At 66.7% G+C, this 23692-nt stretch carries 23 protein-coding genes; 9 read left to right on the top strand and 14 right to left on the bottom strand.

Annotated features, from left to right (window positions below; genetic code table 11):
* Positions 1 to 53: 53 nt before the first annotated feature.
* A complete protein-coding gene (locus ACX1D1_RS01075; protein ID WP_459055570.1) occupies positions 54 to 905 on the bottom strand; it encodes a serine protein kinase RIO in 852 nt (283 codons plus the stop codon).
* 290 nt (positions 906 to 1195) lie between these two features.
* On the opposite strand from ACX1D1_RS01075, the gene ACX1D1_RS01080 reads away from it, so the two are divergent.
* From ACX1D1_RS01080 to ACX1D1_RS01090, 3 genes are all read left to right on the top strand, one after another.
* Positions 1196 to 1666: a hypothetical protein gene (locus ACX1D1_RS01080; RefSeq protein ID WP_459055571.1), complete on the top strand. Its 471-nt coding sequence runs from the start codon at positions 1196 to 1198 to the stop codon at positions 1664 to 1666.
* 454 nt (positions 1667 to 2120) lie between these two features.
* On the top strand, positions 2121 to 2468 hold the full coding sequence (locus ACX1D1_RS01085) for a type II toxin-antitoxin system Phd/YefM family antitoxin (protein ID WP_459055572.1): 348 nt from the start codon (positions 2121 to 2123) through the stop codon (positions 2466 to 2468).
* A 39-nt stretch (positions 2469 to 2507) separates the two neighbouring features.
* Positions 2508 to 3092 carry a type II toxin-antitoxin system RelE/ParE family toxin gene (locus ACX1D1_RS01090; protein ID WP_459055573.1) on the top strand — a complete coding sequence of 195 codons (585 nt, stop codon included), beginning with the start codon at positions 2508 to 2510 and terminating at the stop codon, positions 3090 to 3092.
* Between the two features lie 137 nt (positions 3093 to 3229).
* Here the strand turns inward: ACX1D1_RS01090 and ACX1D1_RS01095 are convergent, their stop codons facing one another.
* The 5 genes from ACX1D1_RS01095 to ACX1D1_RS01115 form a co-directional block, all read right to left on the bottom strand.
* Positions 3230 to 4636, bottom strand: a complete 1407-nt coding sequence (locus ACX1D1_RS01095) for an IS1380 family transposase (RefSeq protein ID WP_114906293.1) — start codon at positions 4634 to 4636, stop codon at positions 3230 to 3232.
* Positions 4637 to 4759: 123 nt separating this feature from the next.
* Complete coding sequence (locus tag ACX1D1_RS01100; protein ID WP_459055574.1) at positions 4760 to 6577, bottom strand: glycoside hydrolase family 13 protein; 1818 nt, start codon at positions 6575 to 6577, stop codon at positions 4760 to 4762.
* Position 6578: 1 nt separating this feature from the next.
* Positions 6579 to 7394 (bottom strand): sugar ABC transporter permease, encoded by an 816-nt coding sequence (locus ACX1D1_RS01105; RefSeq protein WP_459055575.1) that lies wholly within the window; start codon positions 7392 to 7394, stop codon positions 6579 to 6581.
* Between the two features lie 113 nt (positions 7395 to 7507).
* Positions 7508 to 9115 (bottom strand): ABC transporter permease subunit, encoded by a 1608-nt coding sequence (locus tag ACX1D1_RS01110; RefSeq protein ID WP_459055576.1) that lies wholly within the window; start codon positions 9113 to 9115, stop codon positions 7508 to 7510.
* 74 nt (positions 9116 to 9189) lie between these two features.
* Positions 9190 to 10470, bottom strand: coding sequence for a sugar ABC transporter substrate-binding protein (locus tag ACX1D1_RS01115; protein ID WP_459055577.1), 1281 nt, complete (start codon positions 10468 to 10470; stop codon positions 9190 to 9192).
* A gap of 351 nt (positions 10471 to 10821) precedes the next feature.
* Here ACX1D1_RS01115 and ACX1D1_RS01120 point away from each other — a divergent pair, with 351 nt between their 5' ends.
* From ACX1D1_RS01120 to ACX1D1_RS01130, 3 genes are all read left to right on the top strand, one after another.
* On the top strand, positions 10822 to 12186 hold the full coding sequence (locus tag ACX1D1_RS01120; protein ID WP_459056608.1) for an IS1380 family transposase: 1365 nt from the start codon (positions 10822 to 10824) through the stop codon (positions 12184 to 12186).
* A gap of 270 nt (positions 12187 to 12456) precedes the next feature.
* Positions 12457 to 13527, top strand: a complete 1071-nt coding sequence (locus ACX1D1_RS01125) for a LacI family DNA-binding transcriptional regulator (protein WP_459055578.1) — start codon at positions 12457 to 12459, stop codon at positions 13525 to 13527.
* Positions 13528 to 13877: 350 nt separating this feature from the next.
* Entirely contained in the window at positions 13878 to 14303 is a 426-nt protein-coding gene (locus ACX1D1_RS01130; protein ID WP_459055579.1) for a GNAT family N-acetyltransferase, read from the top strand.
* 204 nt (positions 14304 to 14507) lie between these two features.
* On the opposite strand, the gene ACX1D1_RS01135 is transcribed toward ACX1D1_RS01130, so the two are convergent.
* From ACX1D1_RS01135 to ACX1D1_RS01160, 6 genes are all read right to left on the bottom strand, one after another.
* A complete protein-coding gene (locus tag ACX1D1_RS01135) occupies positions 14508 to 14708 on the bottom strand; it encodes a hypothetical protein (protein ID WP_459055580.1) in 201 nt (66 codons plus the stop codon).
* Positions 14705 to 15946, bottom strand: coding sequence for an IS256 family transposase (locus tag ACX1D1_RS01140; RefSeq protein WP_459055581.1), 1242 nt, complete (start codon positions 15944 to 15946; stop codon positions 14705 to 14707). The genes ACX1D1_RS01135 and ACX1D1_RS01140 overlap by 4 nt, the downstream gene beginning before the upstream one ends.
* Before the next feature lie 770 nt (positions 15947 to 16716).
* Positions 16717 to 17382 carry a hypothetical protein gene (locus ACX1D1_RS01145; RefSeq protein ID WP_459055582.1) on the bottom strand — a complete coding sequence of 222 codons (666 nt, stop codon included), beginning with the start codon at positions 17380 to 17382 and terminating at the stop codon, positions 16717 to 16719.
* A gap of 193 nt (positions 17383 to 17575) precedes the next feature.
* Positions 17576 to 18151 carry a hypothetical protein gene (locus tag ACX1D1_RS01150; RefSeq protein ID WP_459055583.1) on the bottom strand — a complete coding sequence of 192 codons (576 nt, stop codon included), beginning with the start codon at positions 18149 to 18151 and terminating at the stop codon, positions 17576 to 17578.
* A gap of 172 nt (positions 18152 to 18323) precedes the next feature.
* Positions 18324 to 18992 carry a uracil-DNA glycosylase family protein gene (locus ACX1D1_RS01155; RefSeq protein ID WP_459055584.1) on the bottom strand — a complete coding sequence of 223 codons (669 nt, stop codon included), beginning with the start codon at positions 18990 to 18992 and terminating at the stop codon, positions 18324 to 18326.
* Positions 18989 to 19654 carry a helix-turn-helix domain-containing protein gene (locus ACX1D1_RS01160; protein WP_459055585.1) on the bottom strand — a complete coding sequence of 222 codons (666 nt, stop codon included), beginning with the start codon at positions 19652 to 19654 and terminating at the stop codon, positions 18989 to 18991. The genes ACX1D1_RS01155 and ACX1D1_RS01160 overlap by 4 nt, the downstream gene beginning before the upstream one ends.
* Positions 19655 to 19786: 132 nt before the next feature.
* Here ACX1D1_RS01160 and ACX1D1_RS01165 point away from each other — a divergent pair, with 132 nt between their 5' ends.
* Positions 19787 to 20254: a hypothetical protein gene (locus ACX1D1_RS01165; protein ID WP_459055586.1), complete on the top strand. Its 468-nt coding sequence runs from the start codon at positions 19787 to 19789 to the stop codon at positions 20252 to 20254.
* Between the two features lie 319 nt (positions 20255 to 20573).
* Here ACX1D1_RS01165 and ACX1D1_RS01170 read toward each other — a convergent pair whose 3' ends face one another.
* Entirely contained in the window at positions 20574 to 20861 is a 288-nt protein-coding gene (locus tag ACX1D1_RS01170) for a hypothetical protein (protein WP_459055587.1), read from the bottom strand.
* A 157-nt stretch (positions 20862 to 21018) separates the two neighbouring features.
* The gene (locus tag ACX1D1_RS01175; protein ID WP_114906293.1) at positions 21019 to 22425 is read right to left on the bottom strand and encodes an IS1380 family transposase; all 1407 of its coding nucleotides are present in this window, start codon (positions 22423 to 22425) and stop codon (positions 21019 to 21021) included.
* 192 nt (positions 22426 to 22617) lie between these two features.
* Here ACX1D1_RS01175 and ACX1D1_RS01180 point away from each other — a divergent pair, with 192 nt between their 5' ends.
* Together ACX1D1_RS01180 and ACX1D1_RS01185 are read left to right on the top strand one after the other, a co-directional pair.
* Positions 22618 to 22971, top strand: a complete 354-nt coding sequence (locus ACX1D1_RS01180; protein ID WP_459055588.1) for a PadR family transcriptional regulator — start codon at positions 22618 to 22620, stop codon at positions 22969 to 22971.
* A gap of 1 nt (position 22972) precedes the next feature.
* Positions 22973 to 23686, top strand: coding sequence for a hypothetical protein (locus ACX1D1_RS01185; protein ID WP_459055589.1), 714 nt, complete (start codon positions 22973 to 22975; stop codon positions 23684 to 23686).
* Positions 23687 to 23692 lie beyond the last annotated feature (6 nt).

Below are 23692 nucleotides of genomic sequence, written 5' to 3' on the forward strand. Positions count from 1 at the left end.
GGTCGCTCTCGAGGTGGGTAGACCAACCATGAGAGCGACCGGTTCGCCGCCGCTCACCAGGCGTGCGCCAGAACCTCCCCGAGGAGGTCGTCGCCGTCGACCGCCAGCCCCGCGCGGCTGAACCACGCGGCCATGTTGGTGCAGTCCCGGTGGAGGAAGTCGAAGGCGTACGGGTTGGACGCCAGGTCCACCAGCTGCGGCACGTCGATGATCACCAGGCGCGGCTCGTCGTCGATCCCGGTGACCAGCGTGTTGTAGGGGCTGAGGTCGCCGTGGACGAGGCCGAGGCGGGCCATGGTCTGCATGGCGTCTCGGAGTTGCTCGAAGAGCTGCTCGACCTGCGGTTTCGACGGCCGAACCTGGTGGAGGCGCGGGGCCGCGGCGTCACCGTCGGAGATGAACTCCATGAGGATCTCCGTGCCGTCGATCTGCACGGGGTACGGCACGGGGACGCCGGCCGTGTGGAGGGTGACGAGCGCGTTCCACTCGGCGCGCGCCCAGAGGCCCGCCTCGACGGTGCGGCCGTAGGACGACTTCCGCGCGACGGCCCGGGTGTCGCGGCTGTTGCGGATGCGGCGGCCCTCCGTGTAGCCGGTGTCGCGGTGGAAGAGCCGACGGTCGGTGGACCGGTAGCGCTTGGCGGCCATGACGACGGAGCGCGCCGGGTCGTCGGGCACGGCGCGTTCGAGCAGGGAGACGTCCGCCTCCTTGCCGGACTTGAGGAGGCCGAGGTCGATGTCGACGGCGGCCGCGGCCGTCACCAGCCAGTCCGGCCAGGGCTCAGGTCCGCGGCAGAGCCGCTCGATGGAGTCCCAGCTGGACCAGCGTTGGTTGTCGGCGAGGGTGTCGCGGTAGGCGGTGGTGCGGGCGTCGCTCCAACTGAACGACGACAGAAGGTTGGGCAAGGGTGTTTCTCCTGAGGAGGAGGCACCCGGCGGGAAATGTCAGGCGGCGGGGGCCTCAAGTGTGTGGGGGGTTGAGAAGGCATGCACAACAGCTTTGGGTGTCATCTCTCTCCTCCCTTCACGAGGCTCCGACTCGCGGGTCGCGCCCGTTTAGGCTAACAAATTGAGCGGACGCGGTCCAGCCTCATCGCACTCAATAGTTCGTTGGTAACCCGAACTGCCACGGCGTATGCGTTGGTCGAATCCATGCAGCCATTGACCACGGCGCTGCTTTCCAATTCACTTCTGCCATGTCGATCGACAAACCCGATCCGGAACTGCCCCCCGACGGTGACACAACCCGCGGAAACGGTGGAGTTGCCACTCCCCAGCCTGCACCTCTGCCCCCTCAAGGGGGAGGCGAGGCCCCGCACATTCGCGTCGCATTAGGGCGTGATCTGGTCGCCCTGGGATTCGTGATTGTCCTGGCCTCACTCTCTCTGGCTCTCCTGTTTCTCTCCACGGCTACCGAGGTCGCCGCAGCCATCGCGCCTGTGACGACGATGGTCGGGACCCTGATCGGCACAGTGTTCGGGGTTCAGGCGGCCAACCAGGCGCAGGCTGCAAAGGCGACCTCCTCTGAAGATTCACGGGGACGTGCGGTCGCCACGGCCCTTCGCGAAGGAGACCTGACTCCTGAAGAACGCCAACAGGTGATCCGTGGCCTGAGCAAGGTCGGCGACAGCACCAACAACGGCAACCCAACGATCGAGTTTTTCTGATGTCGAACACAGATAACAGCAATCAGTATTCGGGCCTCTCCGACCTTCTCAAGAATGGCCGGCTGCACTGGTCATACTTGTTCACCGTCGCGGGCGTGGTCGCGATAGTTGCCGTTGTTGGCATAGTCGGGGGTCGGATCCCATCCCCCGCCGCTCCCGCATCGCCGACTCCCTCCGTTTCGGCGGAACCGTCGTCGGCGTCCGCACCTCCGACGGATTCCACGACCGACGAGACGCCGGCGACGGGAGACACTCCCGATCCGTCACCGACGACCACCGGATAAGAGCGGCCTGGATCTCACGGGGCAGCCATTCTCACGCCTACTGGCCAGCGTCGACGATCGGCGAGTGGCCTGATCATGTGCCGCCTGTTCGGGCCGGTAGGAAGCACGGGGGCTGGGCCTGGTCGAATCCCACTGTTGCTATCTACACAGTTTTCTGTACAGTTCTTTCCATGACGCTTTTCGCTGACCTGCACCACGGGCGGACTCTGTCCGTGACCGAAGCCTCCAGTCGCGGTGTCGCGGGGTTGGTCAAGGACGCGGAGCGTGGTGAGGACATCATCGTCGAGCGCCACGGGCGCGCAGTCGCTGCCGTCATCTCCGTGGAACAGTTCGATGAGCTCAACCGCGTCCGGGCTGACCTGATCGCTGCGTCTCTCGTCCTGGCGCGCGAGCTCTCCGACACTGGCAGCCGCACCGATCTGGACGACGCCATCACGGCGTTCGGGTTCGACCGGGCGGAGCTTGAGGCCGAGCTTGAGGCCGAGCTTGACGCTGAGCTGGCCGCCGGCCGCGAGTGAATACGCGGCCACGGACCAGCCCCGGGCCAGCGGTTACGCATGGTTGAGAAGAAGCACCCGAAGGCGCCAGGGTGTCTAGTGCGCCTGACCGAGCATGCGGTCGAGGACTTACGCACTCTGTTCAAGGCGGACCCGCAGATCGTCCGCTGGGCCCTGAAGAAGATGATCCAGATAGAGCGCGACCCCAACGCAGGCGCGCCCTTGCTCGGCGGTCTGATCGGCTACCGCAAGATCGTCGTCGGCGATCGGGACTGGCGCGTCGTGTGGCGAATCGTGCAGGACGACGCGCGAGACTTCCGAGTCGATGTCGCGGAGGTCTGGGCAGTGGGGTACCGCAAGGACAACGAGGTCTACGAGGAGATCAGGCGACGCGTCGCTGACGCCGGCGCCTCACCGAAGACGACGGCGCTCACGGAGGTCCTGGAGCTGTTCGCCAAGCAGGCGCGCGGCTTGACCGCCACGCCAGAACCGGAAACGGTGAAGCCTGAGCCGGTTCCGACTTGGCTGACCGAGGCGCTGCTCTACGTCGTGCGCCTCCCGGCTTCGCAGATTGAGGGGATGACTCTCGAGGAGGCAGAGAAGGTGTGGACGGACCATATCTCCGGTGCCGGTGCGGGGACTTAGCCTCGATCCACCGATGAGCTGCTGAGGAGGTCGCTGTCGGCGGCAGGATGTCGGGGCTGGAGTGAGGGCGTGCAGGAGTTGCCGGTCTGCCCGGCTCTTCCACTGGGGTTCCTGCTTGTAGGGACTGGGTCTGTGGGTCAGATCGGCGCGGTCGCTCGGCGCGGGGCGAGGGCGTCGTAGAGCGCGGACCACGCTGTTTGCCATGGCCAGCCCTGTGGAAGGTGCAGGTGCAGGCGCCGGGCGGAGGAAGCAATACGTGCCGGGACGTTGATGAGCTTGCGGCGGATCGTTGCCGTGGTCGCCCGAGCCAGCCCCGGGGCGTTGGTCAGTGTCGCGGCGGCGCGGGTGAGGTTGAAGGCCATGACCGCGCAGACGAGCCAGGCAGCGTTGGCGTTGAAAACTCCCGAGGGCATGTGCGCCAGCGCGGAGGCCTTGAGGTCGGCGTGGACGTTCTCGATGATGGCGTGTGCCCGGTGGACCTTGTCGGCAGCCACGGTGTCGCGCTCGGCGGCGGGGGCGGTGGTGAAGAACGCGTGGAAGCGCCACGTATCGAACAGTGTGGCCTGCCCGTGGTTCTTCTTCGGGTTCAGGTCGGGGATTCGGCGCACCACCAGGCGGCCGGGGATCTGCTCGCTGGTCTTCTTGGAGGTGAAGGCGGTGAAGGGGATCTCGGCGACCTCGGCCCGCGAGATCCACCTGCCGCTGTCTTCGTCGTAGATCGCGTCGGTGTACTTGATCGTGGTCCAAGCATCGTCGCTGATGGCGGCGATGGCGCGCTTGACGGCCGGGTCCATCCGCACGGTGACCGATACGTGCGCCCCGGTCTTGAGCGCGGCGGTGACCAGGGCGTGGGAGTAGAACGCTGAGTCCGCGCGCACCAGCACTGGCCGCCCGGCCAGGCAGGTGCGCCGGATCAGAGCCAGGGTGTCAGTGGCCAGGCGGACCGCTCCGCGCGGGGAGCCGGCCGAGCCCTTGCGCAGCCGCTGGGCGGCGATCACCGGGGCGATCTGCTCGGTGCTCACGGTGGCCAGCAGCGCATTCAGGCCACGCACTCGGGTATAGCCGAAGGATGCTCCCTGCTTGTGGTGGCCGTGGACCTCGATGATGGTGTCGTCGATGTCGACCATCACCGTGCCGCTGTCCCCCTCGCGGCCCAGGAACTCGGAGCGCTCGGCCAGGGCAAGTGCGAACCGTGAAGCCACTGCGTCAGCCTGACGCACGTGTCCGAAGGTGAAGGCGCGCAGGAAGGAGCCCAACGTCGAGGGAGCGTAGGCACGGTCGAAGATCTTGCCCATCGCCCCGTGGCGCAGCAAGGCCATGTCATCGATGCTGTCCGCCCCGGCGGCCATACCCGCCACCAACGAGGCAAGCTTCAGGCCCGCGTTGGCCCCCTTGTCCCTCGCCACGCTCAGGTGCTCATCTCCCAGCCGACGCAGCCCGGCCTCCTGAGCCAGAGCCATCAATGGGACCAGCCCGGCGGCCGACACGAGGTTGGGCTCGTCAAACGTCGCTGAGACCACTGAAGGGGTGTGAGACAGTTGCATCTACGAGATGCCCTTCTTGAGCGGGTTATGCGGACCTTAGACAAGTCGCATTTTCCCAGGTCAGGAGGGCATTCTCACTCTCCCACGCCGCCCACCGGACACAGTCGATCGGTGGATCGAGGCTTAGCGGGTGGGCAAGGACGTGATGTTGACCGCCGGGCCGTGGGCGCGGAACTCGGCTGTGCCGTTTGATATCCGTGGCGCTGTTCCGTAGAGCGGTTCGGCGGTGGCGGCTCCGAGTGGTGACAGGTCGATCCGCACCGGCGGGTGGGGTGCCCGGGCGCAGTGCACGAGCACCCGCTCGGTTGCCGACTCGCGCAGGAAGATGGCCACGTCGCCCTGGGCGTGGACCCAGCGCAGGCCACCGTGCCGCAGGGCGGTCGAGGCGGCGCGGACCGCGGCCAGGCGTTGGTAGGTGGAGCGCAGTTCCTCGTCGACGTCGTGCCGGTCCCAGGGGTACGGTTTGCGGCCGTCCTCCGCGAACTCGCCGGTCATGCCGATCTCGTCGCCGTAGGTCAGCATCGGGATGCCGGGCATCGTGAAGAGCAGTCCGGCTGCTACCTCTCCAAGGCCGGTGGACTCCCCGAGCAGGGTGCGGATGCGGGTGGTGTCGTGCGATCCGAGGAGGTTGAAGCTGTGGGCGATGGTGCGCCACGGGGCGTGCGCGGTGAAGTCCCGCATGGTCGCGGCCATGGCCTCCGCGCCGAGGCGTGGGACGGGCAGAGGTGATCCGAGGAAGTTGGCGGTGTGCTCGGGGCTGCGCAACCACGTCCATACCGGTTTGGTGAAGCCGGCGTAGTTCATCACCCCGTGCCAGCCATCGCCGAGCGCGTCGCGGGTGTAGTCGTGGGCGTGCTCGGCGACCAGCAGCGCCTGAGGGTTGGCGGTCACCATAGCGGTACGGGTCTGGCGCGCGACATCGGCGTTGAGATCGTCCATGCCGTGGCGGCCGGTCATGTTCGCGACGTCGATGCGCCACCCGTCGAGCCCGTGGCGACCCACCCATCGGGCGACCACGCCGTCGACCGGGTCGAAGAACTGCTTGCGGAGTTCTGGGCTGGTGAAGTTGAGCTTGGGCAGGGACCGCACTCCGAGCCACGAGGCGTAGTCACCGGCGTCGTCGAAGTAGTAGAAGTCGCGTTCTGGGCTGTCGGGGTCGGCCAGCGCCCGGCTGAACCACTCGTGGCCGTCCCCTGTGTGGTTGGTCGTCAGGTCGCCCAGGACCCGGAGGCCTCGCTGGTGGGCGGCCTCGACAAGGGCGGCGAGGGCGGGGTCCCCGCCGAGGAAGGGGTCGACCCGGTCGAAGGTGCTGGCGTCGTAGCGGTGGTTGGAGCCGCCGGGGAAGAACGGCGTCAGGTACAGCACGTTCGCGCCGAGCTCGACGATGTCGTCCAGGTGGGCCCGGACGCCGTCCAGGTCACCGCCGTACCACTGAGAACCGATGCGTTCGAGAGAGGTGTCGACCGGGTCGGTCCAGGCAGCCGGGCTGGCCCAGGCGGGCGGTGTCCGGTCAACTGACCGGGCGAATCGATCCGGAAAGATCTGGTAGACGATGGCGTCGGTGGACCAGCGCGGCGGCGCCGGGAACGCGGTGAGGCGGAAGTCGGCGGCGTCGGGGACGTCGCGGCCGTGCACCCCGGCCCCGTTCAGCCAGGCGTAGCCCGTGGCGCCGCCCTCGAGGATGAACCGGTAGTTGGTCACAGGGTTGCGGCAGACGATGTCCGCGCGCCACCAGGTCTCGGTCTCGTCGGCGCGGTCCACCGTGGCGGGGACGAACTGCTGCTCGCCGTCCGGGGTGACCCGGACGTGGACCGAGTCAACGGCGCAGGCGTGCGGTACGCGCACGAACACCGAGACCGTCTCACCGAGGCTGGGGCTCGGGTTGGAGACGTAGAGCTCCGAGCCGTCGTGGTGCGGCTGGTGGATGGAGAACGTTGACATATCAGCCTTTCACTGATCCCGTGGTCAGACCACCGACGATGTGGCGCTGCAGGGCCAGGTACAGGACCACGACCGGCAGCGAGGCGAGGATCGACCCGGCGGCGAACTGGCCGAAGTACTCGTTGTTGTTGTTGGCGAAGGTGGCCTGAAGCCCCACGGCGAGGGTCTTGTGGTTGGTGTCGGTCAGGAAGATGCCGGCCATCATGAACTCGTTGATGAACCCGACGAAGGAGAACGTCGCCACGGTCGCGAGGATCGGGGCGACCAGACGCAGGATCATCCCGAAGAAGATCTGGGCGTGGGAGGCGCCGTCGATCTTGGCGGCTTCGTCGAGCTCGCGCGGAACGGTGTCGAAGTAACCCTTGAGGAGCCAGATGTTCGCGCCCATGGAGCCGCCGAGGTAGACAATGATCAGCCCGGCCGCGGTGTTCAGGCCGATCTGGGGGAAGATGTCGCCGATCTCGATGAACGTGACGTAGATGGCGATGAAGGCCAGGAGTGCCGGGAACATCTGGATCAGCAGCAGGAAGATCAGCGCCGGCCGGCGTCCCGCGAACCGGAACCGCGTGAACGCGTAGGCCGTGCATGCCCCGATGAACACCGAGCCGGCGGTGGCGACGCCGGCGATGAGGATGGTGTTGAGATACCACCGCCAGAACGGGCGGATGGGGTCGGTGAACAGTTCCTCGAAATTCGCCAGGGACGCCCCGTTCGGCACGAGGCTGCTGCTGCTCAACGTCCCGGCCGGGTTCAGCGCAGCGAAGACGATGAACACGATGGGGCCGAGCGCCCACACCAGGGCCAGGGCGGCCAGCACATGGCGCCAGCCCTTGCTGGCGATTCTCGGTCGAGGCCCTCGCGCGCGAGGACGAGCTACCCCTGGCTCGAGCACCACGGGTGGGCGGGGGCCGGCGGTCAGACCAGTGGACATCAGTGCACCTCTTCCAGGGCGGCTGTGCGCCGGAACGCACTCACCGACAGCAGCGAGACGATGGCGAAGATGAAGATCGAGATGGCGGAGGCAAATCCGAAGTTGGCCTCCGTGGAGCCGAAAGCCAGCCGGAACGCATAGGTGATTAACAGGTCCGTCCCGCCCTGCGTGGGGTCACTCGCCTGGAACGGTCCTCCTCCGGTCAGGAGATAGATGAGCCCGAAGTTGTTGAAGTTGAACGCGAAAGAGGCGATCAGCAGCGGCCCGACGGCGACGAGCAGCAGCGGCAGCGTCACCGAGCGGAGCATGCGCCACGGCGACGCACCGTCGATCATCGCGGCCTCGCGCAACTCGGCCGGGATCGACTGCAGTGCTCCGGTGCAGACCAGGAACATGTACGGGAAGCCGAGCCAGAGATTGGTCACGAGTACCGCGACCTTGGCCCAGGCGGAATCGCCCAACCAGTTCGTCCCGAGGCCGGTCAGGTTGTTGATCAGACCGAACTCCTGGTTGTACATGCTGGCCCACACCAGTGCGGTGACGAAGCCGGGGAGCGCGTAGGGCAGGATCAGCAGCGACCGGTAGAGGCGCTGGCCGCGCATGCCGGGGTCGTTGAACAGCAGCGCGAGCAGCAGCCCCAGAGCGAAGGTGGAGATCACCGAGAGCGCGGCGAAGGCCAGGTTCCAGGTGAAGATGCCGACGAAGCCGCTCAGCAGGGCTGGGTCAGTGAGCACCCGCTCGAAGTTGGCCAGGCCCACGTTCTCCTTCCACCCCTGGGGGAAGGATCGGCCCGAGCCGTCGGCGGCGACGAACCGGGCATCCTCGGCGATGTACTCCGTGCCGGTCTCGGTGTCGGTCAACCGGTCCGTCGTTGGGTCGTAGGTGATCGTGGTGCGGCTCTGGTAGGCCTCGGTCAGTCCGGCTTGCTTGATGCTCACCCCGTCCGCGACCGGGACGAGGTATGTGCTGAGCTCCTCGGAGCGGGCGTTCACCTGCTGGGCCGACAGCACCGTATACCCCTCGGCGGCCACGACCCGTCCACCGTCGTCGACCGTGACCTCCTCCGCCGGCAAGGGCTCCAGGCCGGCCCCGTCCCCGACCTGGAGCTCCCCGCTGGGGGCGCGCAGCAGGAAGAGCAGCTCGCCGAGCAACGGATCGGCACCGTCGGGCACCGCGACGGCGAGCTGGTAGCGGGGTTGACCGGGGATCTCGCGGACCGAGCTGGCGATGATGAGGTCGATCGCCTCCTCCTTGGTCACGCGGTGCCCGTCGCCGTAGTTGGTGAATGCGGTGGCCACCGTGTACGCCACCGGCCAGATCTGCAGGGCCAGGAGCAGGAGCAGCCCCGGCAGCAGGTACTTCATCGGGACCCGCTTGCGCCCGCCGTACACGGCGAGCACGGCGAAGATGGCGCCGGCCACCAGGGTGACTCCGAGCCAGCTGCCAGCCTGCACCAGCCGGTGGGTAGCGACAATGGCCACCACGGTCACGACAGCGAGCGTCGTGAGGGCCACGACGCGGCCCGCCGGCAGGCGACGATGCACAGGCGGCTGGCCGGTCCCGGTTGCGGGGCGGGTCCTCGGTGGGTTCTGCAGATCGACCGTCACGGGTTCCTCCTCGAGCGGCGGGCGCTTCGTGGATGCGGGGGCGGCGCCAGCGCGCCGCCCCCGCCACGGTTTGGTCACTGGCCGATCGCCTCGGTGATCGCCGAGGCGGCGTCCGTCATGATCTGGTTCGGGTCGCCCTCCCCAGCGGCGATGTTGGCGATCGCGATGCCCAGCGGGCCCCACACGGCGTCCATCGCGGGGATGGACGGCATCGGGTCGCCGTTGGCACCGGCGGCGCTCCACGCCTGGAGCTCCGGGTCGGCCGCCGAGAGCTCGGCGTTGAGGGAAGCCAGGGCCGGCGGGCGCTGGCCCTGCTCGAAGAGGGCGCGCTGAACGTCGGGGCGACTGACGTACCTCAGTGCGAACTCCTGGGCGAAGGTGGCGTTCTCCGCCTTGCTGGAGACGTAGAACAGTTGCACGCCAACGAACGGGCGGGTCGGCTGCCCGCCTTCGAACGGCGGGATCTCGCTGACCGCATAGTTGATGCCCGCGTCTGCGATGTCACCGGTGGCCCAGGGCCCGGTGACGAGGAACGGGGTCTCGCCCCGGACGAAGAGGTCGAGCGCCTCGTTGAACGTGATCGACGTGCTGAGCGCACCCTGTTCCGTCATCCAGGCGAGCTTCTCCGCGACCGCTGCGCCCTCCGCCCCGTCCAGCCCGAGATCGGCGGGGTCGTAGTCCCCCTCGGCGTCACGGCCGAAGACGTACCCGCCCGCCGAGGTGATGAACGGCTCGGCGTGGTACGGGTCACCCTCCTGACCCACCGGCATCACCATCGGCTTCGAAGCCTTGCCGCTCGCGACGAGCTCGTTGCCGAGGGCGAGCATCTCCTCCACGGTCCCGGGCACGTCCGGGGCAAGCTCGGTGTTGCGGATCAGGCCGATGTTCTCCACGGCGTACGGGACCCCGTAGACGCTCCCGTCGCTCGTCGCAGCCTCGATGCTGTTCGGCAGGAACTGTTCCTGCACCTCTGCGCTCATCGGAACAGGTGCGATGACCCCGTTCTCCACGAACTTGCCGATCCAGTCGTGGGCACCGACCACGAGGTCGGGGCCGTTCTCGGCGAGGGTCGCCGTGACGAAACTGTCGCGCCCGTTGTCGTTGACAGTCTGCACGACCGCCGTGATGCCGTTCTCCTCGGCGAACTCCTCAAGGAACGGCTGGAGCACCTGGGCTTTGGCGTCGTCCGCCCACAGCACAAGGTCAGCGTCCGGGTCCCGCGCCGGTGGACCCGTCGGCGACTCTGTGGCGCTGGCCACAGGCTCCGCCGCCGGCTCCGCAGCGGACGAACCGCCGCCGTTTCCGCTCCCGCAGGCGGTGAGCGCGAGCCCCAGCGCGGCCACCGCGGCCACCATTAAAATCCTTGCCCGTCGTTGCATCGGGTCCTCCTTTTGAGATCCGAAAGGTTGATGCGAGACCGGCTCACATCTCTGTGAGGCGGGGTATCTCGCCCGCGCGAAGTGCCGCGCTGAACGCAGCATAGCACCACCGATTGCCGTAATGGAACAGATCTTGCGTGCACTCTTGCAATCGATGCAACATCGTTTTGCACGGGCTTACCTCGATCGTTCATGGCGGAGTGAGCGACGCGTGCTGCAGATAGGCCGGAGTGCCTTCTGACTACGGGATACTTGGACATGCGACTGTTCAAAACCCCTGAAGCGGAAGGCACTCCGTAGGTGAAGCGTACTTCGTGGTCCACCGGTATGTCCGTGACCGGCGATGGCGGCGCGGTGATCGCCCACGCCGGCAGCATCGGACTCAGGATGCTGGCCGAGAACACCGGCCTGACCGGAGCCCTATCGACGGCGATGGCCCGGCGTTCGTTCATCCCCTCGGTGCATGACCGCGGCCAGGTACTGACCGATGTCGCGGTGATGCTCGCCGACGGCGGGGAGGCGATCTCCGACATCGACGTGCTGCGCCACCAGGGGCAGGTGCTGGGGCCGGTCGCGTCTGCTCCGACGGTGTGGCGTGCGTTGGACGAGGTCACCGACGCCAGGCGCAGGAAGATCCAGGCGGCCCGGGCCCGCGTCCGTCGCCACGTCTGGGCCCAACTGACAGCCGCTGGCGGTGTCCCGGCCTCGAAGGTCGCCGGGACCGATCTCGGCAGCACGGTGGTGTTGGATGTCGATGCCACGATCGTGGTGACGCATTCGGAGAAGGAGTTGGCGTCGCCGACGTTTAAGAGGACGTTCGGGTATCACCCGATCGGTGTGTGGTGCGACAACACGGGCGAGTTCCTCGCCGCCGCGCTGCGGACCGGGCGGGCGGGGTCGAACACCGCCGCCGATCACATTCAGGTCCTGGGCGAGGCGATCACCCAGATCCCGATGCCGTATCGACGCAACCTGTTGATCCGCTGCGACGGTGCCGGCGCCTCTCACCAGTTGCTGGACTGGCTCCATGCGCAAGGCCAAGTCAGAGGCAGGACGCTGCACTACAGCGTGGGGTTCACGATCGGCGAGAAGGTGCGTGCCGCGATCACCGAACTTCCCGCAGGCTTGTGGTCCCCCGCGCTCACCGCTGAAGGTGAGGTCCGAGAAGGCGGGGACGTCGCCGAACTGACCGGACTGCTGGACCTGACCAGTTGGCCGGCCGGGATGCGGGTGATCCTGCGCCGCGAACGCCCCCATCCCGGGGCTCAACTGTCGCTGTTCGAAGCCCACGACGGGTGGCGGTATCAAGCGTTCGCCACCAACACCACGAGCGGCACTCTGCAGTTCCTGGAGGCCCGGCATCGGGCGCATGCCCGGGTCGAGGACCGGATCCGTCACGCCAAGGATTCTGGGCTGGGACGTTTCCCGTCTCGCGAGTTCGCCATCAACCAGACCTGGCTTGCACTGACGATGATCGCCGCCGATCTGGTGGCCTGGCTCAAGATGCTCGCCCTCGACGGCGACCTCGCCAAAGCCGAACCAAAGGCACTCAGGTATCGGCTGCTGCACGTCCCGGCAAGACTCGTTCACGGCGCCCGACGGCGACGACTGCGTCTACCCAAGACCTGGCCCTGGGTCGAGCACCTGGTGGCCGCGTTCGCCCGGATCGCCGCGATCCCACCACCGCACTGACCCCAGCCCGTCCGCACCAAGCCGAGGAAACCTGGAGAACCGCCCACCGGCAGCGTCAGCCGGCCAACAGTCACGCCCTCACCCGGCCCAGTGTTCAGATCGGGCGCCGACAGCCCAGCTGGCAGCTCTCAAGCCGCCTCATGAAAGAGGGAGGCTTACGCACCACCATGCTTGAGAAACCACCATGCTTGAGAATAGGCCGAAGGAGCGGATGCAAGATTCGCGCAATGTCGTTGCGGTCCTTGCGCTGGCGGTGCTAGCATCGTACGTATGGCCGCAACACTCCTGGACATCGCCGCGACGGTCGGCGTGAGTACCGCGACCGCGAGCCGCGCCCTCAGCGGGAAGGCCGGCGTATCGGCCGAGGTGCGTCGTCGGGTGCTACAAGCAGCAAGCGAAGTCGGCTACGACCGCTCGTCGCAGCGACCTGGGATCCGGGCACGCACCGGAACGTCCAAGGCTCTTCCTGTCGGCGTCATCGTCCCGGAGCTGGACAACCCCGTCTTTCCTGCCTTCGCCCAGCAGATGGCCACAAGGCTGGTCCAGCAAGGGCACATGCCGATGGTCTGCTCCCAGTCCGCCCCCGGGGTCTCTGAGGACGAGTGGATCGAGCTTCTGCTCTCCTACAACATCGCCGGACTGATCGTGGTCTCCGGCATGCACGCCGACACCCACGCCTCCACGGACCGCTACGTTCGCCTCCGCCAGGCAGGCATCCCCCTCGTGCTGATCAACGGGCACGTGCCGACCCTGGACGCGACAAGCATCTCCGTCGACGACGCCCTCGCCATGCAGGCCGCTGTCGACCACCTCTTCGCCCTCGGACACCGGCGCCTCGGCCTCGCTCTCGGCCCCGAGCGGTACGTCCCCGTGATCCGCAAGGTCGACGGCTTCACCCATGCCCTGCAGACCCGCGGCTTCCCTTCGGGGGCCGCACCGCTGATCCGGCACTCGATGTTCACCGTCGAGGGCGGATCCTCGGCCGCCGGTGAGCTCCTAGATGAAGGAGCCACCGCCATCATCTGCGCCTCCGACGTCATGGCCCTCGGAGCAATCCGGGCCGCGCGAGCCCGTGGTCTCGCAGTCCCCCGCGATGTCTCGATCGTGGGGTTCGACGACTCGATGCAGAGCGCCTTCACCGACCCCCCGCTGACCACCATGCGCCAGCCGGTCAGCGCGATGGCAGGTGCCGCCGTCCACGCACTGGTCGAGGAGCTCCAGCAGGGAACCCACGCCACAAGCGAGTTCCTCTTCGCCCCAGAACTCATCGTGCGCGGCTCAACCGCAGCCGCCCCGGATGCGCGACGCCCGGCACCTCGCATGGTAACCACGGCGGTCTGAGCTTTCCGGCCCTACCAACGCCGGTTCGTCAACCCAGACTTCTGAAGACGTCGAAGGCGACAACTCCACCGATCATGGCCGCGCCTCCTCCCATTCGCACTGTCGTCACCGACTTTCAGTTTCAGGGCGACGCTGACCGTGCCGAGCAGGACGCCAGCGTCGACTTCGCCCACCAGATCACCGGCTGCATGCAACGGCGCGATCATCCGTGCGACCAGGCTCGACCAGGAGTCGGAACCCGGCGAGCTCCACGCTGCGGTGTTCAGAATCGATTCGAATCTGAGACTCAGCGTGTCCCGCAGGGCGGCCGGCCTACGGAACCGTCGGAGCCTGGTCGATATCGTCGAATCATGGCTGTTGACAACGAGTACACGGTCGATACCGACCTGGCCCGCATCGATCTCTCGAAGATCCACCACTGGCTTTCGACGGACGCCTACTGGGCGCTCGGCCGCACACGCGAAACAGTTCAGCGGGCCGCGGAGGGGTCATTGAACTTCGGCGTCTACTACGGCGACGGCGACCTTTGCGCCTATGCCCGTGTCGTGACGGACGAGGCGACCTTCGCTTGGCTATGCGACGTTTACGTCGATCGCAACTTCCGTGGCCGCGGACTTGGACAACTCCTGTCCCAGGCGGTCGTCGACACTCTGCTACCGATGAACCTTAAACGCGTGATGCTTTCGACGCCTGATGCACACGGACTCTACGAACAAGTGGGCTTTGCACCGTTCCCAGATCCACAGAAGCTGATGATCCTGGATCACGTCCGGTGAAAGGACCGGCTCACGGCAGTTCCCGGCTCGGCATAGAGGGCGGGTTACCCGTCGGTTTCAGGACGCGCCGAGCGACGATCGCCGCGTGAGGGCGCTTCCCTGGGTCGCTACGTGAGTGCACCGTGAGCACTTCGAAACCTGCATCGACCAGGTGCGGTCAAGTCCCTTGACGTGGTGTAACCGCTGATTCTTCGGGTCGGGTGGTCAGAAGGGTGGTTGGCCGGGTTCGGGGGTGGTTGGACTGGCGCCTTCCCGCCAGCCGCTGTTGGGGTCGAGGAAGTCTTCGGGCCAGGGGGCGGGGAGACCGTGTTCGTTCCACCAGCCGGTTTCGTGGCCGGCGGCGAGGGCGCGTTGGTAGTCGGCCTGGGAGTGGCCGGGACCGTAGATGTCGCAGAGGTCGGTCATGCTGCGGGCTCCAGTTCGGGCAGGGCTGTGGAGGCGGTGTCGGTGGCGGGTTTGGTGCGGGCTCGGGTGAGGACGTCGAGGGCGAGGTAGCGGCGGCCTTCGGCCCATTCGTCGTGTTGTTCGGCCAGGACAGCGCCGACGAGGCGGGTGATGCTGTCGCGGTCGGGGAAGATCCCGACGACGTCGGTGCGGCGGCGGATCTCGCGGTTGAGGCGTTCGTTGGGGTTGTTGGACCAGATCTGGCGCCACACTTCCTTGGGGAAGCTGGTGAAGGCGAGCACATCGGCGCGGGCGGTGTCGAGGTGCGCTGCGACAGCGGGCAGTTTCCCGGTGAGGGTGTCGAGCATCTTGTCGTACTGGGCGTGGACGGCTTTGGCGTCGGGCTGGTCGTAGACCGAGTGCAGCAGGGCCTTCACGGCCCCCCAGGCGCTCTTGGGACACACGTCCATCAGGTTCGCCGCGTAGTGCGTGCGACACCGCTGCCAAGCGGCGCCGGGCAGGTTCGCGGCGATCGCGTCGACCAGCCCGGCGTGCGCGTCCGAGGTGACCAGCATCACCCCGTGGAGACCGCGGGCGACCAGGTCAGCGAAGAACGTGTTCCACGCCTGCTTCGTCTCGCTGGTGGCGACCTTGATCCCGAGGACCTCGCGGTGTCCGTCGGCGTTCACGCCGGTGGCCACGAGCACCGCGGCGTTGACAACGCGGCCGTCCTCGCGGACCTTCATCGTCAACGCGTCCGCGGCCACGAACGTGAACGGCCCCGCCTCGCCCAAGGGGCGGGTCCGGAAGGCGGTGACCTGGGTGTCGAGGTCGGCGGCCATCCGGGAGACCTGCGACTTCGACAGGCTCGTGATCCCCAGAGTCTGGACCAGCTTGTCGACCCGGCGGGTCGAGACCCCGAGCAGGTAGCAGGTCGCGACCACGCTGATCAGCGCGGCCTCGGCCCGCTTGCGGCGCTCGAGGAGCCAGTCGGGGAAGTAGCTGCCCGAACGCAGCTTCGGGATCGCCACGTCAACGGTGCCGACCCGGGTGTCGAGCTCGCGGTGCCGGTACCCGTTGCGTTGAGTCACCCGGTCCGGGGACTGCTGGCCCCACTCGGCGCCGCACACCGCGTCGGCCTCGGCCGACAGCAGGGCGTTGATCACCGTCGCGAGGAGATGACGCATCAGGTCAGGTGACGCGTCACCCAGGGCTTGGCCCAACAGGCGCGCAGGATCGACAATGTGAGGAGCGGTCATCGTGATGGTTCCTTTCGAGGTGCTGTGGAAGGTTCACTCGAAGAATCACGCGGTGGCCGTGCTCACGTCCCAGCGACATGCCGGGAAACGATCACACGAACCGCGTTACACCACTATCGGGGACGCAACTCCAGGTGCCGACTCAGCTCGTCGATGGGCCAGTAGTAGGGCGGTCGTGACCGCGTGCGGGAACGGCTCGACCGCGGCCCCTTCAAAGAAGCCCACAAGTAGGGCCCCGCCGACCACGGTGCACCGGGCAAATTCCCGGAGAGCGGCAGGCACCTCATCCGGTGCGAGGTGTATCAGCGAGTACCACGCCAGAATGCCGGCGGCGTAGCCCTGCCGGCACCCCTAGGTCGGCAAGACTCGCTATCCGAAACGGCACGTGTGGGAACCGTTCGCGTGCGCGAGACAGGAACTCCGGCACGATGTCGACACCTTCGGCAGCCAGGCCCTGGCTAGCTTCATGGTCTTCCCCTTCCGGAAGATGCTGGGGTGCTGGTCAAGCACCCCCTGTTTGGATGACTCCAACCTACCGCCACCCACCGACAAATGGGGCTGTCAGGCCGTGGTTCCCACCGTCACGACCCGGTTAGGGGTCGTGACGGTGGGGAAGGGTATGTTCGTGTGCGGGGTGGTTCCTGGCTGGTCGCTCTTCCTGCGGTCCTCTGCAACTGCGCCGGCTGGCTGGGCGGATGGTCCAGCGTTCACCCCCATCTGGGGAAGGGTGCCGGGTTCGGCCCTGCACCCCTCCCCTTCTCTGCGGGGGGTCAGAACTGCTCTTCGACTTCCCACACGACGGACTCGCAGTCGATGTCTGCGATCCACTGCTTGATGTCGGAGCCGTCGATGTCTGCCGTGGCCGCTTCGAAGTCGCGTCCCTCGACGCTGCGGTAGAGGGTCACGACGATTTGGGCCTCGTACTCGTGGGTCCGGCCATTGAAACCCCATTCCTCCATGAAGTGGTCGTACTTCTCGCACAGGTCGTTGTCCTCGGCGAACTCGTTGGCCTCGGCATTGAGCTGTGCCTTGAACTGCTCGAAGCCCTGGTGCTGGGCCATGAGCAGTTCGACGGTGCGCGCCGATTCGCGGGGCCGATCAGGCACCTCGACGATCTGGGCCGCTTCGCGAACGATCCGTTCCTGCACAAGATTGTTGACAAGGACGTAGACGGTCAGGCCGTGGTTCTGGGCGGTGTGGGGTTGCAGCCAGATCATCTCGTGGCCGTAGAGCTGCACGACGGTGCCGGGTTCGGGCAGCAGCGCGGCGGTTGCCTCCTCCACCGTGAGCGTGCCGGTGACGGTGCGCAGTTTCCCCTCCTCGAACGCGATCAGTTCGAGCAGACTCCCCTGCCGGTAGATGTGGCGACCCACCAGGCACAACCCCAGCTCCTCCACAGGTGTGGTCTGGTTGGCGATAGCAGCAGCAATAGACATGAGCCCTCTTCCTTTCAAAGGGTGGGGGAAGGGCCGGCGGGCCCTCCCCCGTTTGGGGGCTGGTCAAACCCCTTATCGGATACTCCGATTCTACCCGCCAAAACCGACAAAAGGCACTGTCAAACGGCATTTACCCCTCTGCCTCGACCCGGTTAGGGGTCGAGGCAGAGGGAGTAACAAAAGAGGGGGAATCCTATTCGCTGTTCTCCGCTGGAGGGCGGGTCGTGGGCTGTGCGCATCGGTCCGCGAACGCCGACAGGACGAACTTGACGGTTCCGAGCCACGGGAACAGGACAACGATCAGCATCAGTTCGCTGTCCACAAACTCCGCCAGTTTCCCTCCGGAGAAGGATGCGATGCACACGAAAGCGGCCGCGACTAGCCAAGGTGCCGCGATCTCGTTTCTGGCCATTTCTTTATGCTTTTCCCTGACGTCGGATGGCCATGTCAGGATCGCTGCGGCGAACGCCACTGGGACTACGAGCAGAAGTGCCGATCCGATCGCCGTCAGCAACTTTTCCGATTGCCAGCCGCCTGAGAGGCTCCAGGTGATCACGCTGACGGCGGCGAGGGAGAGCCCAACGACCTTTGCGATCGTCTGGCGCCTTCTCGTCCACCATCTGTGCCACAGCGTCGGCTGGTACACCATTGTCTGTATCCCGGAACGGGGGTTGAGGGCAGCAGTTTGCCGTCTCACTCCGCGGATGCCGATTGCGATCCCTGCAAGCCACCCCGCGACCGTCAGGACCGCCACGATCATCTGCCACATTTGAACATCCCCCTATTTCATCAGTGCTCAACGTAGTGGCCGGTCCGGGTAAGGGTCGAGGTGGTGGGGGCCAGAGGTGGCACGAAACAGGAGCCGGCCCCCCGCTCAATACCGAGGGCCGGCTCCTACGACCTCCCAACACCAGGGAGGGGTCAGTCCATTGCGAAGAAAATCAGGGCAGCTTCTGGCCATCCCCCAGTGCCCGCGCCACCAGGGGCGAAACGTCGGCCAACGGGTTGCGCCAGTCAGCACGTGACGGATGGGTCACAGTTACGACTTTCAGCCCCCCTGGGGCGAGATGTGTCGTGCTCCGCCAACCGCGGTTGTTCCGCTCAACGAAGTGGTCAATCTCGTGGTGGGCTCCGTACTTCCGACGGACATACTCACCGGTGCTCTTGCCGAAGCAGACGACGACCCTCACACCGAGATTGCGGATGACCGCCTCGTGGAACGGCCAGCAGAGAGCTGCCAGCCTCTCGAACTCCCTAGTGATGTCCGATTCGGCGCGCGTTCGTGAGAACACGAGGCAGCTTGCCGGCACCTCGGTCGGTTTGAGGGACACCTTGCGCAACAGATGGAGAACATTGTGGTCAATACGGGCGGCCGGCTTCCACGTGTGCGTGACGTAGGCCGAGTAGGCGCGGCGGGCGGCCTTGAGCTGCTGAAACTGTTGATGGACCGTCTCGGCTCCGTCGCCGCCTGGGTTGAGGCCCAGGAGGTAGAGGGGCCTCTGACCGGTGAACCCCTCTTCCCCGGTGTAGAACGCGTGACCGGGGACGTCCATCAGCTCGTCGGGGATCAGAGCAGCAAGCTGCTCCAGTCCAGGTGTGGTGGTGCTCACTTCTGGTCCTCCACTTCGTCGAAGTAGACGACCCTGAAGGTTGAGGCTGCCACGCCTTCCTCACCGTAATGGTTCCCGAGAGAGTATCGAACGAACCCAACGAGTGCGCGGTACCACGATGCGGGGAACCCGAAGTGGGTCCCGGCGCGTGGAATCAGCATCACAGCATCAGGCGTCGCGAGCAGCAGCTCGGCAACGGGCCGAGCCGCCAATTCCCCCATCGCAGTCGAGATGATGTCCATCTCATCTTCAACCCCGCCCGGGATGGCTCGATGCCCGTTCTCCCACCGCTGGACAGTCTTCAGCGCGACACCGAGTCGCTCGGCAAGCCACTCCGCACTCAGACCGAGTTCCTCGCGCCTCATCCTGAACTCGGCCGCCGACAGCGACGTGGGGGAGGCGCTATGGACCGGATGGCCAGCCGGCAAAGCGCCGCGAGCGGACGTCAAGGACGCAGCGAAAGCGCTCGGAAGTGCCTCGAGCGCCTCAACGATCGGACCCTCAAACCTGACGTTCTCCTGTCCGAGTTCCTCAACGTGCTCCCGATACCTCGGATCAGAGTCAGGAAGCGACCACCCGCACCCACGGCACACAACCGCATAGCTGTAAGTGACCAAGTCATCGTTCGCACACTGCGGACACGACACAAACTGCTTGTTCATTAAATTTTCCCCTTCCGGGAGTCGGACGTGGCCCAGCGCCATGACCTACAAACAACCATACCGGTCCCACACTAGGACCGTCAAACGGGGTTCTATAAACCACTCCACCGCGCCGCAGCCCTGACCGCATCCATGGGGGAGCAGCTCTCACCCGTGCACCTGCGCATCACCGCCAGCGCCGTCACCGTCGCGCCCACATCCCCCGACGGCCCCGGGAACGGACCGGAACTCGAGGCCGACATCACCGGCGCCACCGACCCCCGCACCATCGGCCTCAACCGCGACTACCTCGTCGCCGGAATCACCAGTTCCCCGCTGCCCGCAGCCATCCCCGCCGCGTTGGCGGGCAGCAGGTCCCTGAACGCGCTGCGCTCCCACGACGACCGCTTCGACGCGATGGTCAACTCCATCCAGCTCAACGGCGACAGCGGGGGCAAACTCATCGTCGACATCATCGACGGCAACAACGGCGACGGTCAGGAGCCCAGCTCCGGGGATGGGGCGAGCCAGCCGTCCCTGTTCAGCCTCGGAGAGTGGAAGGACTCCCTCTACGCCAAGATCGTGGCCAAGGTCGGATCCAGGGGATCACCGTTGCGATGATGATGAAGTTCGCACCCTTATCCATCAGACCCAAGACCATCCACACTGAGATCAGGACCATAATCACCCAACCGATCAGCGACCTCCTCCTCGAGGAGAGCTTCTCCTTCCGCCCGCCGGCCGGAGGGGGATCTTGGCCGTGTGTGGGCACCTTGGGTTGCTGGTGAGGCTTCCCCTTGTGTGGATGTCTGCGACACTACCGGCCACCACTGACCAAAGTGAAGGAGATCCCACCACCCCGGCCCGGTTAGGGGTTTGGGGTGGTGGCGGCCCCCTGGGGGTGGGGGCCGCCGGGTTGCCCTGTGGAAGGAAGGGCAGGTTACTGGGGTAGGCGCATGAGCATGAGGACGTGCTCGAAGGTGTCGTCGCCGGTGAGCTTGATGGGTTTGCCGGGGGCGGTGAACTCGAGGGTGACGGTCTCGCCGGTGAGGTGGGCGATTGCGTCGACAAGATAGCTGGGGTTCGCGCCGCCGGTCCAGGTTCCGTCGACGTGGGTGTCTGCGGTGATCGAGGGGGCGGCGGTGCGGGAATCGTCGCGGGTACCGGGGGCGATGGTGAGCTTGTCGGTGGCGACGATGATGCGGGCGGCGGAGTCGCGGTCAGCCAAGACGGCGGTGAGGGCCTTAGCCTCGATCCACCGATGAGCTGCTGAGGAGGTCGCTGTCGGCGGCAGGATGTCGGGGCTGGAGTGAGGGCGTGCAGGAGTTGCCGGTCTGCCCGGCTCTTCCACTGGGGTTCCTGCTTGTAGGGACTGGGTCTGTGGGTCAGATCGGCGCGGTCGCTCGGCGCGGGGCGAGGGCGTCGTAGAGCGCGGACCACGCTGTTTGCCATGGCCAGCCCTGTGGAAGGTGCAGGTGCAGGCGCCGGGCGGAGGAAGCAATACGTGCCGGGACGTTGATGAGCTTGCGGCGGATCGTTGCCGTGGTCGCCCGAGCCAGCCCCGGGGCGTTGGTCAGTGTCGCGGCGGCGCGGGTGAGGTTGAAGGCCATGACCGCGCAGACGAGCCAGGCAGCGTTGGCGTTGAAAACTCCCGAGGGCATGTGCGCCAGCGCGGAGGCCTTGAGGTCGGCGTGGACGTTCTCGATGATGGCGTGTGCCCGGTGGACCTTGTCGGCAGCCACGGTGTCGCGCTCGGCGGCGGGGGCGGTGGTGAAGAACGCGTGGAAGCGCCACGTATCGAACAGTGTGGCCTGCCCGTGGTTCTTCTTCGGGTTCAGGTCGGGGATTCGGCGCACCACCAGGCGGCCGGGGATCTGCTCGCTGGTCTTCTTGGAGGTGAAGGCGGTGAAGGGGATCTCGGCGACCTCGGCCCGCGAGATCCACCTGCCGCTGTCTTCGTCGTAGATCGCGTCGGTGTACTTGATCGTGGTCCAAGCATCGTCGCTGATGGCGGCGATGGCGCGCTTGACGGCCGGGTCCATCCGCACGGTGACCGATACGTGCGCCCCGGTCTTGAGCGCGGCGGTGACCAGGGCGTGGGAGTAGAACGCTGAGTCCGCGCGCACCAGCACTGGCCGCCCGGCCAGGCAGGTGCGCCGGATCAGAGCCAGGGTGTCAGTGGCCAGGCGGACCGCTCCGCGCGGGGAGCCGGCCGAGCCCTTGCGCAGCCGCTGGGCGGCGATCACCGGGGCGATCTGCTCGGTGCTCACGGTGGCCAGCAGCGCATTCAGGCCACGCACTCGGGTATAGCCGAAGGATGCTCCCTGCTTGTGGTGGCCGTGGACCTCGATGATGGTGTCGTCGATGTCGACCATCACCGTGCCGCTGTCCCCCTCGCGGCCCAGGAACTCGGAGCGCTCGGCCAGGGCAAGTGCGAACCGTGAAGCCACTGCGTCAGCCTGACGCACGTGTCCGAAGGTGAAGGCGCGCAGGAAGGAGCCCAACGTCGAGGGAGCGTAGGCACGGTCGAAGATCTTGCCCATCGCCCCGTGGCGCAGCAAGGCCATGTCATCGATGCTGTCCGCCCCGGCGGCCATACCCGCCACCAACGAGGCAAGCTTCAGGCCCGCGTTGGCCCCCTTGTCCCTCGCCACGCTCAGGTGCTCATCTCCCAGCCGACGCAGCCCGGCCTCCTGAGCCAGAGCCATCAATGGGACCAGCCCGGCGGCCGACACGAGGTTGGGCTCGTCAAACGTCGCTGAGACCACTGAAGGGGTGTGAGACAGTTGCATCTACGAGATGCCCTTCTTGAGCGGGTTATGCGGACCTTAGACAAGTCGCATTTTCCCAGGTCAGGAGGGCATTCTCACTCTCCCACGCCGCCCACCGGACACAGTCGATCGGTGGATCGAGGCTTAGCTGGGCATTCTGGCCCGGCGGGCCGGTAGATTGACAGCCTTACTAGTTAGTTCTACGATCTAGGTATGGAATCTGACATCGCTTGGCCCAGTGAGTGGCTGCGCGGGGTATTGGGGGTCTGCGTGTTGCGGATCCTCGCCGACGGGCCCACTTACGGATACGAGGTCGCCGCGCGGCTCACCGCCGCCGGCCTCGGGACTGTCAAGGGCGGAACGCTGTACCCGCTGCTCGGTCGCTTCGAAGATGCCGGCTGGGTCGAGATCGAGTGGCGGCCCGGCGAGGGCGGCCCCGGGCGCAAGTACTACGCCCTGACGCCCAGCGGCCGAGCCGCGGCTGCTGATGAAGCCGCCCGCTGGGCCCATTTCACCGACACCACCCGACTTCTTACCGACTCACTCGTCGACCCCAGGAAGGCCTGACATGACCGAGATCACCACCCCGCACATCGACAAGCGCTGGCGCGACGACTTCATCATCGCCATGAGGATGCAGGACGCGACTGGCGAGCAGATCGGCGATGCCCTGGCCACCGTCGACGCGCACTGCGCTGAATCCGGCGAGTCCGCCGAGGGGGCGTTCGGCGACCCCACCGACTACGCCACAACGCTGGTTCTCGAGCCCGCCTCAGGATCCCGGCTCGGTTCGTCGTTCGTCGTGGGTGCGCTCATGGGCCTGCTCGGGCTCCTGGTGGTGCCCCGCGCCGTCGACGACTGGGTGGCAGGCACGCAGTTCGCCGTCACGCTCGGCGACATGGTGGCGCTTGCCGTCGTCCTCGGACTGACCAGCACCGTTATGGCCCTCCCCCGGCGCGTACTCCCGTGGCTGGCCAGGGCCAGGTACTCACTCGTGGGGCTGCTGGGCGCCGCCCTGATGGCGCTTCTCGTGCTCGCGATGCTGTTCCTCACCGACGTCGTGGCGGAGCTGGACTGGCGCCTCGCTCTCGCTGTTGGGATCGGCCTGCTGGTGGCCAGCGTGGTCTCCACGTGGCGCGACCTCTCGACGCCGGACCCAGTGGCCGACCCGCGCTCCCCCGACTCCCCGCCCCGCCGGACGCAGTGGCTGGCAGCGTTGATGTTCCCGATCCTGACGCTCCTGATCCTCGGGATCGACGCTCTGTTCCGGTTGGCCTTCTGACCCGCT

The sequence above is a fragment of the Tessaracoccus luoxuelianae genome, assembly GCF_054483915.1.

Coding starts and splice junctions, on each gene's coding strand:
- ACX1D1_RS01185 (WP_459055589.1), top strand. CDS start 22,973: ATGACCGAGATCACCACCCCGCACATCGACAAGCGCTGGCGCGACGAC.
- ACX1D1_RS01175 (WP_114906293.1), bottom strand. CDS start 22,425: ATGCAACTGTCTCACACCCCTTCAGTGGTCTCAGCGACGTTTGACGAG.
- ACX1D1_RS01145 (WP_459055582.1), bottom strand. CDS start 17,382: ATGTCTATTGCTGCTGCTATCGCCAACCAGACCACACCTGTGGAGGAG.
- ACX1D1_RS01115 (WP_459055577.1), bottom strand. CDS start 10,470: ATGGTGGCCGCGGTGGCCGCGCTGGGGCTCGCGCTCACCGCCTGCGGG.
- ACX1D1_RS01095 (WP_114906293.1), bottom strand. CDS start 4,636: ATGCAACTGTCTCACACCCCTTCAGTGGTCTCAGCGACGTTTGACGAG.
- ACX1D1_RS01135 (WP_459055580.1), bottom strand. CDS start 14,708: ATGACCGACCTCTGCGACATCTACGGTCCCGGCCACTCCCAGGCCGAC.
- ACX1D1_RS01165 (WP_459055586.1), top strand. CDS start 19,787: ATGGGGGAGCAGCTCTCACCCGTGCACCTGCGCATCACCGCCAGCGCC.
- ACX1D1_RS01160 (WP_459055585.1), bottom strand. CDS start 19,654: ATGAACAAGCAGTTTGTGTCGTGTCCGCAGTGTGCGAACGATGACTTG.
- ACX1D1_RS01090 (WP_459055573.1), top strand. CDS start 2,508: ATGGTTGAGAAGAAGCACCCGAAGGCGCCAGGGTGTCTAGTGCGCCTG.
- ACX1D1_RS01100 (WP_459055574.1), bottom strand. CDS start 6,577: ATGTCAACGTTCTCCATCCACCAGCCGCACCACGACGGCTCGGAGCTC.
- ACX1D1_RS01125 (WP_459055578.1), top strand. CDS start 12,457: ATGGCCGCAACACTCCTGGACATCGCCGCGACGGTCGGCGTGAGTACC.
- ACX1D1_RS01120 (WP_459056608.1), top strand. CDS start 10,822: ATGTCCGTGACCGGCGATGGCGGCGCGGTGATCGCCCACGCCGGCAGC.
- ACX1D1_RS01130 (WP_459055579.1), top strand. CDS start 13,878: ATGGCTGTTGACAACGAGTACACGGTCGATACCGACCTGGCCCGCATC.
- ACX1D1_RS01080 (WP_459055571.1), top strand. CDS start 1,196: ATGTCGATCGACAAACCCGATCCGGAACTGCCCCCCGACGGTGACACA.
- ACX1D1_RS01085 (WP_459055572.1), top strand. CDS start 2,121: ATGACGCTTTTCGCTGACCTGCACCACGGGCGGACTCTGTCCGTGACC.
- ACX1D1_RS01180 (WP_459055588.1), top strand. CDS start 22,618: ATGGAATCTGACATCGCTTGGCCCAGTGAGTGGCTGCGCGGGGTATTG.
- ACX1D1_RS01140 (WP_459055581.1), bottom strand. CDS start 15,946: ATGACCGCTCCTCACATTGTCGATCCTGCGCGCCTGTTGGGCCAAGCC.
- ACX1D1_RS01150 (WP_459055583.1), bottom strand. CDS start 18,151: ATGTGGCAGATGATCGTGGCGGTCCTGACGGTCGCGGGGTGGCTTGCA.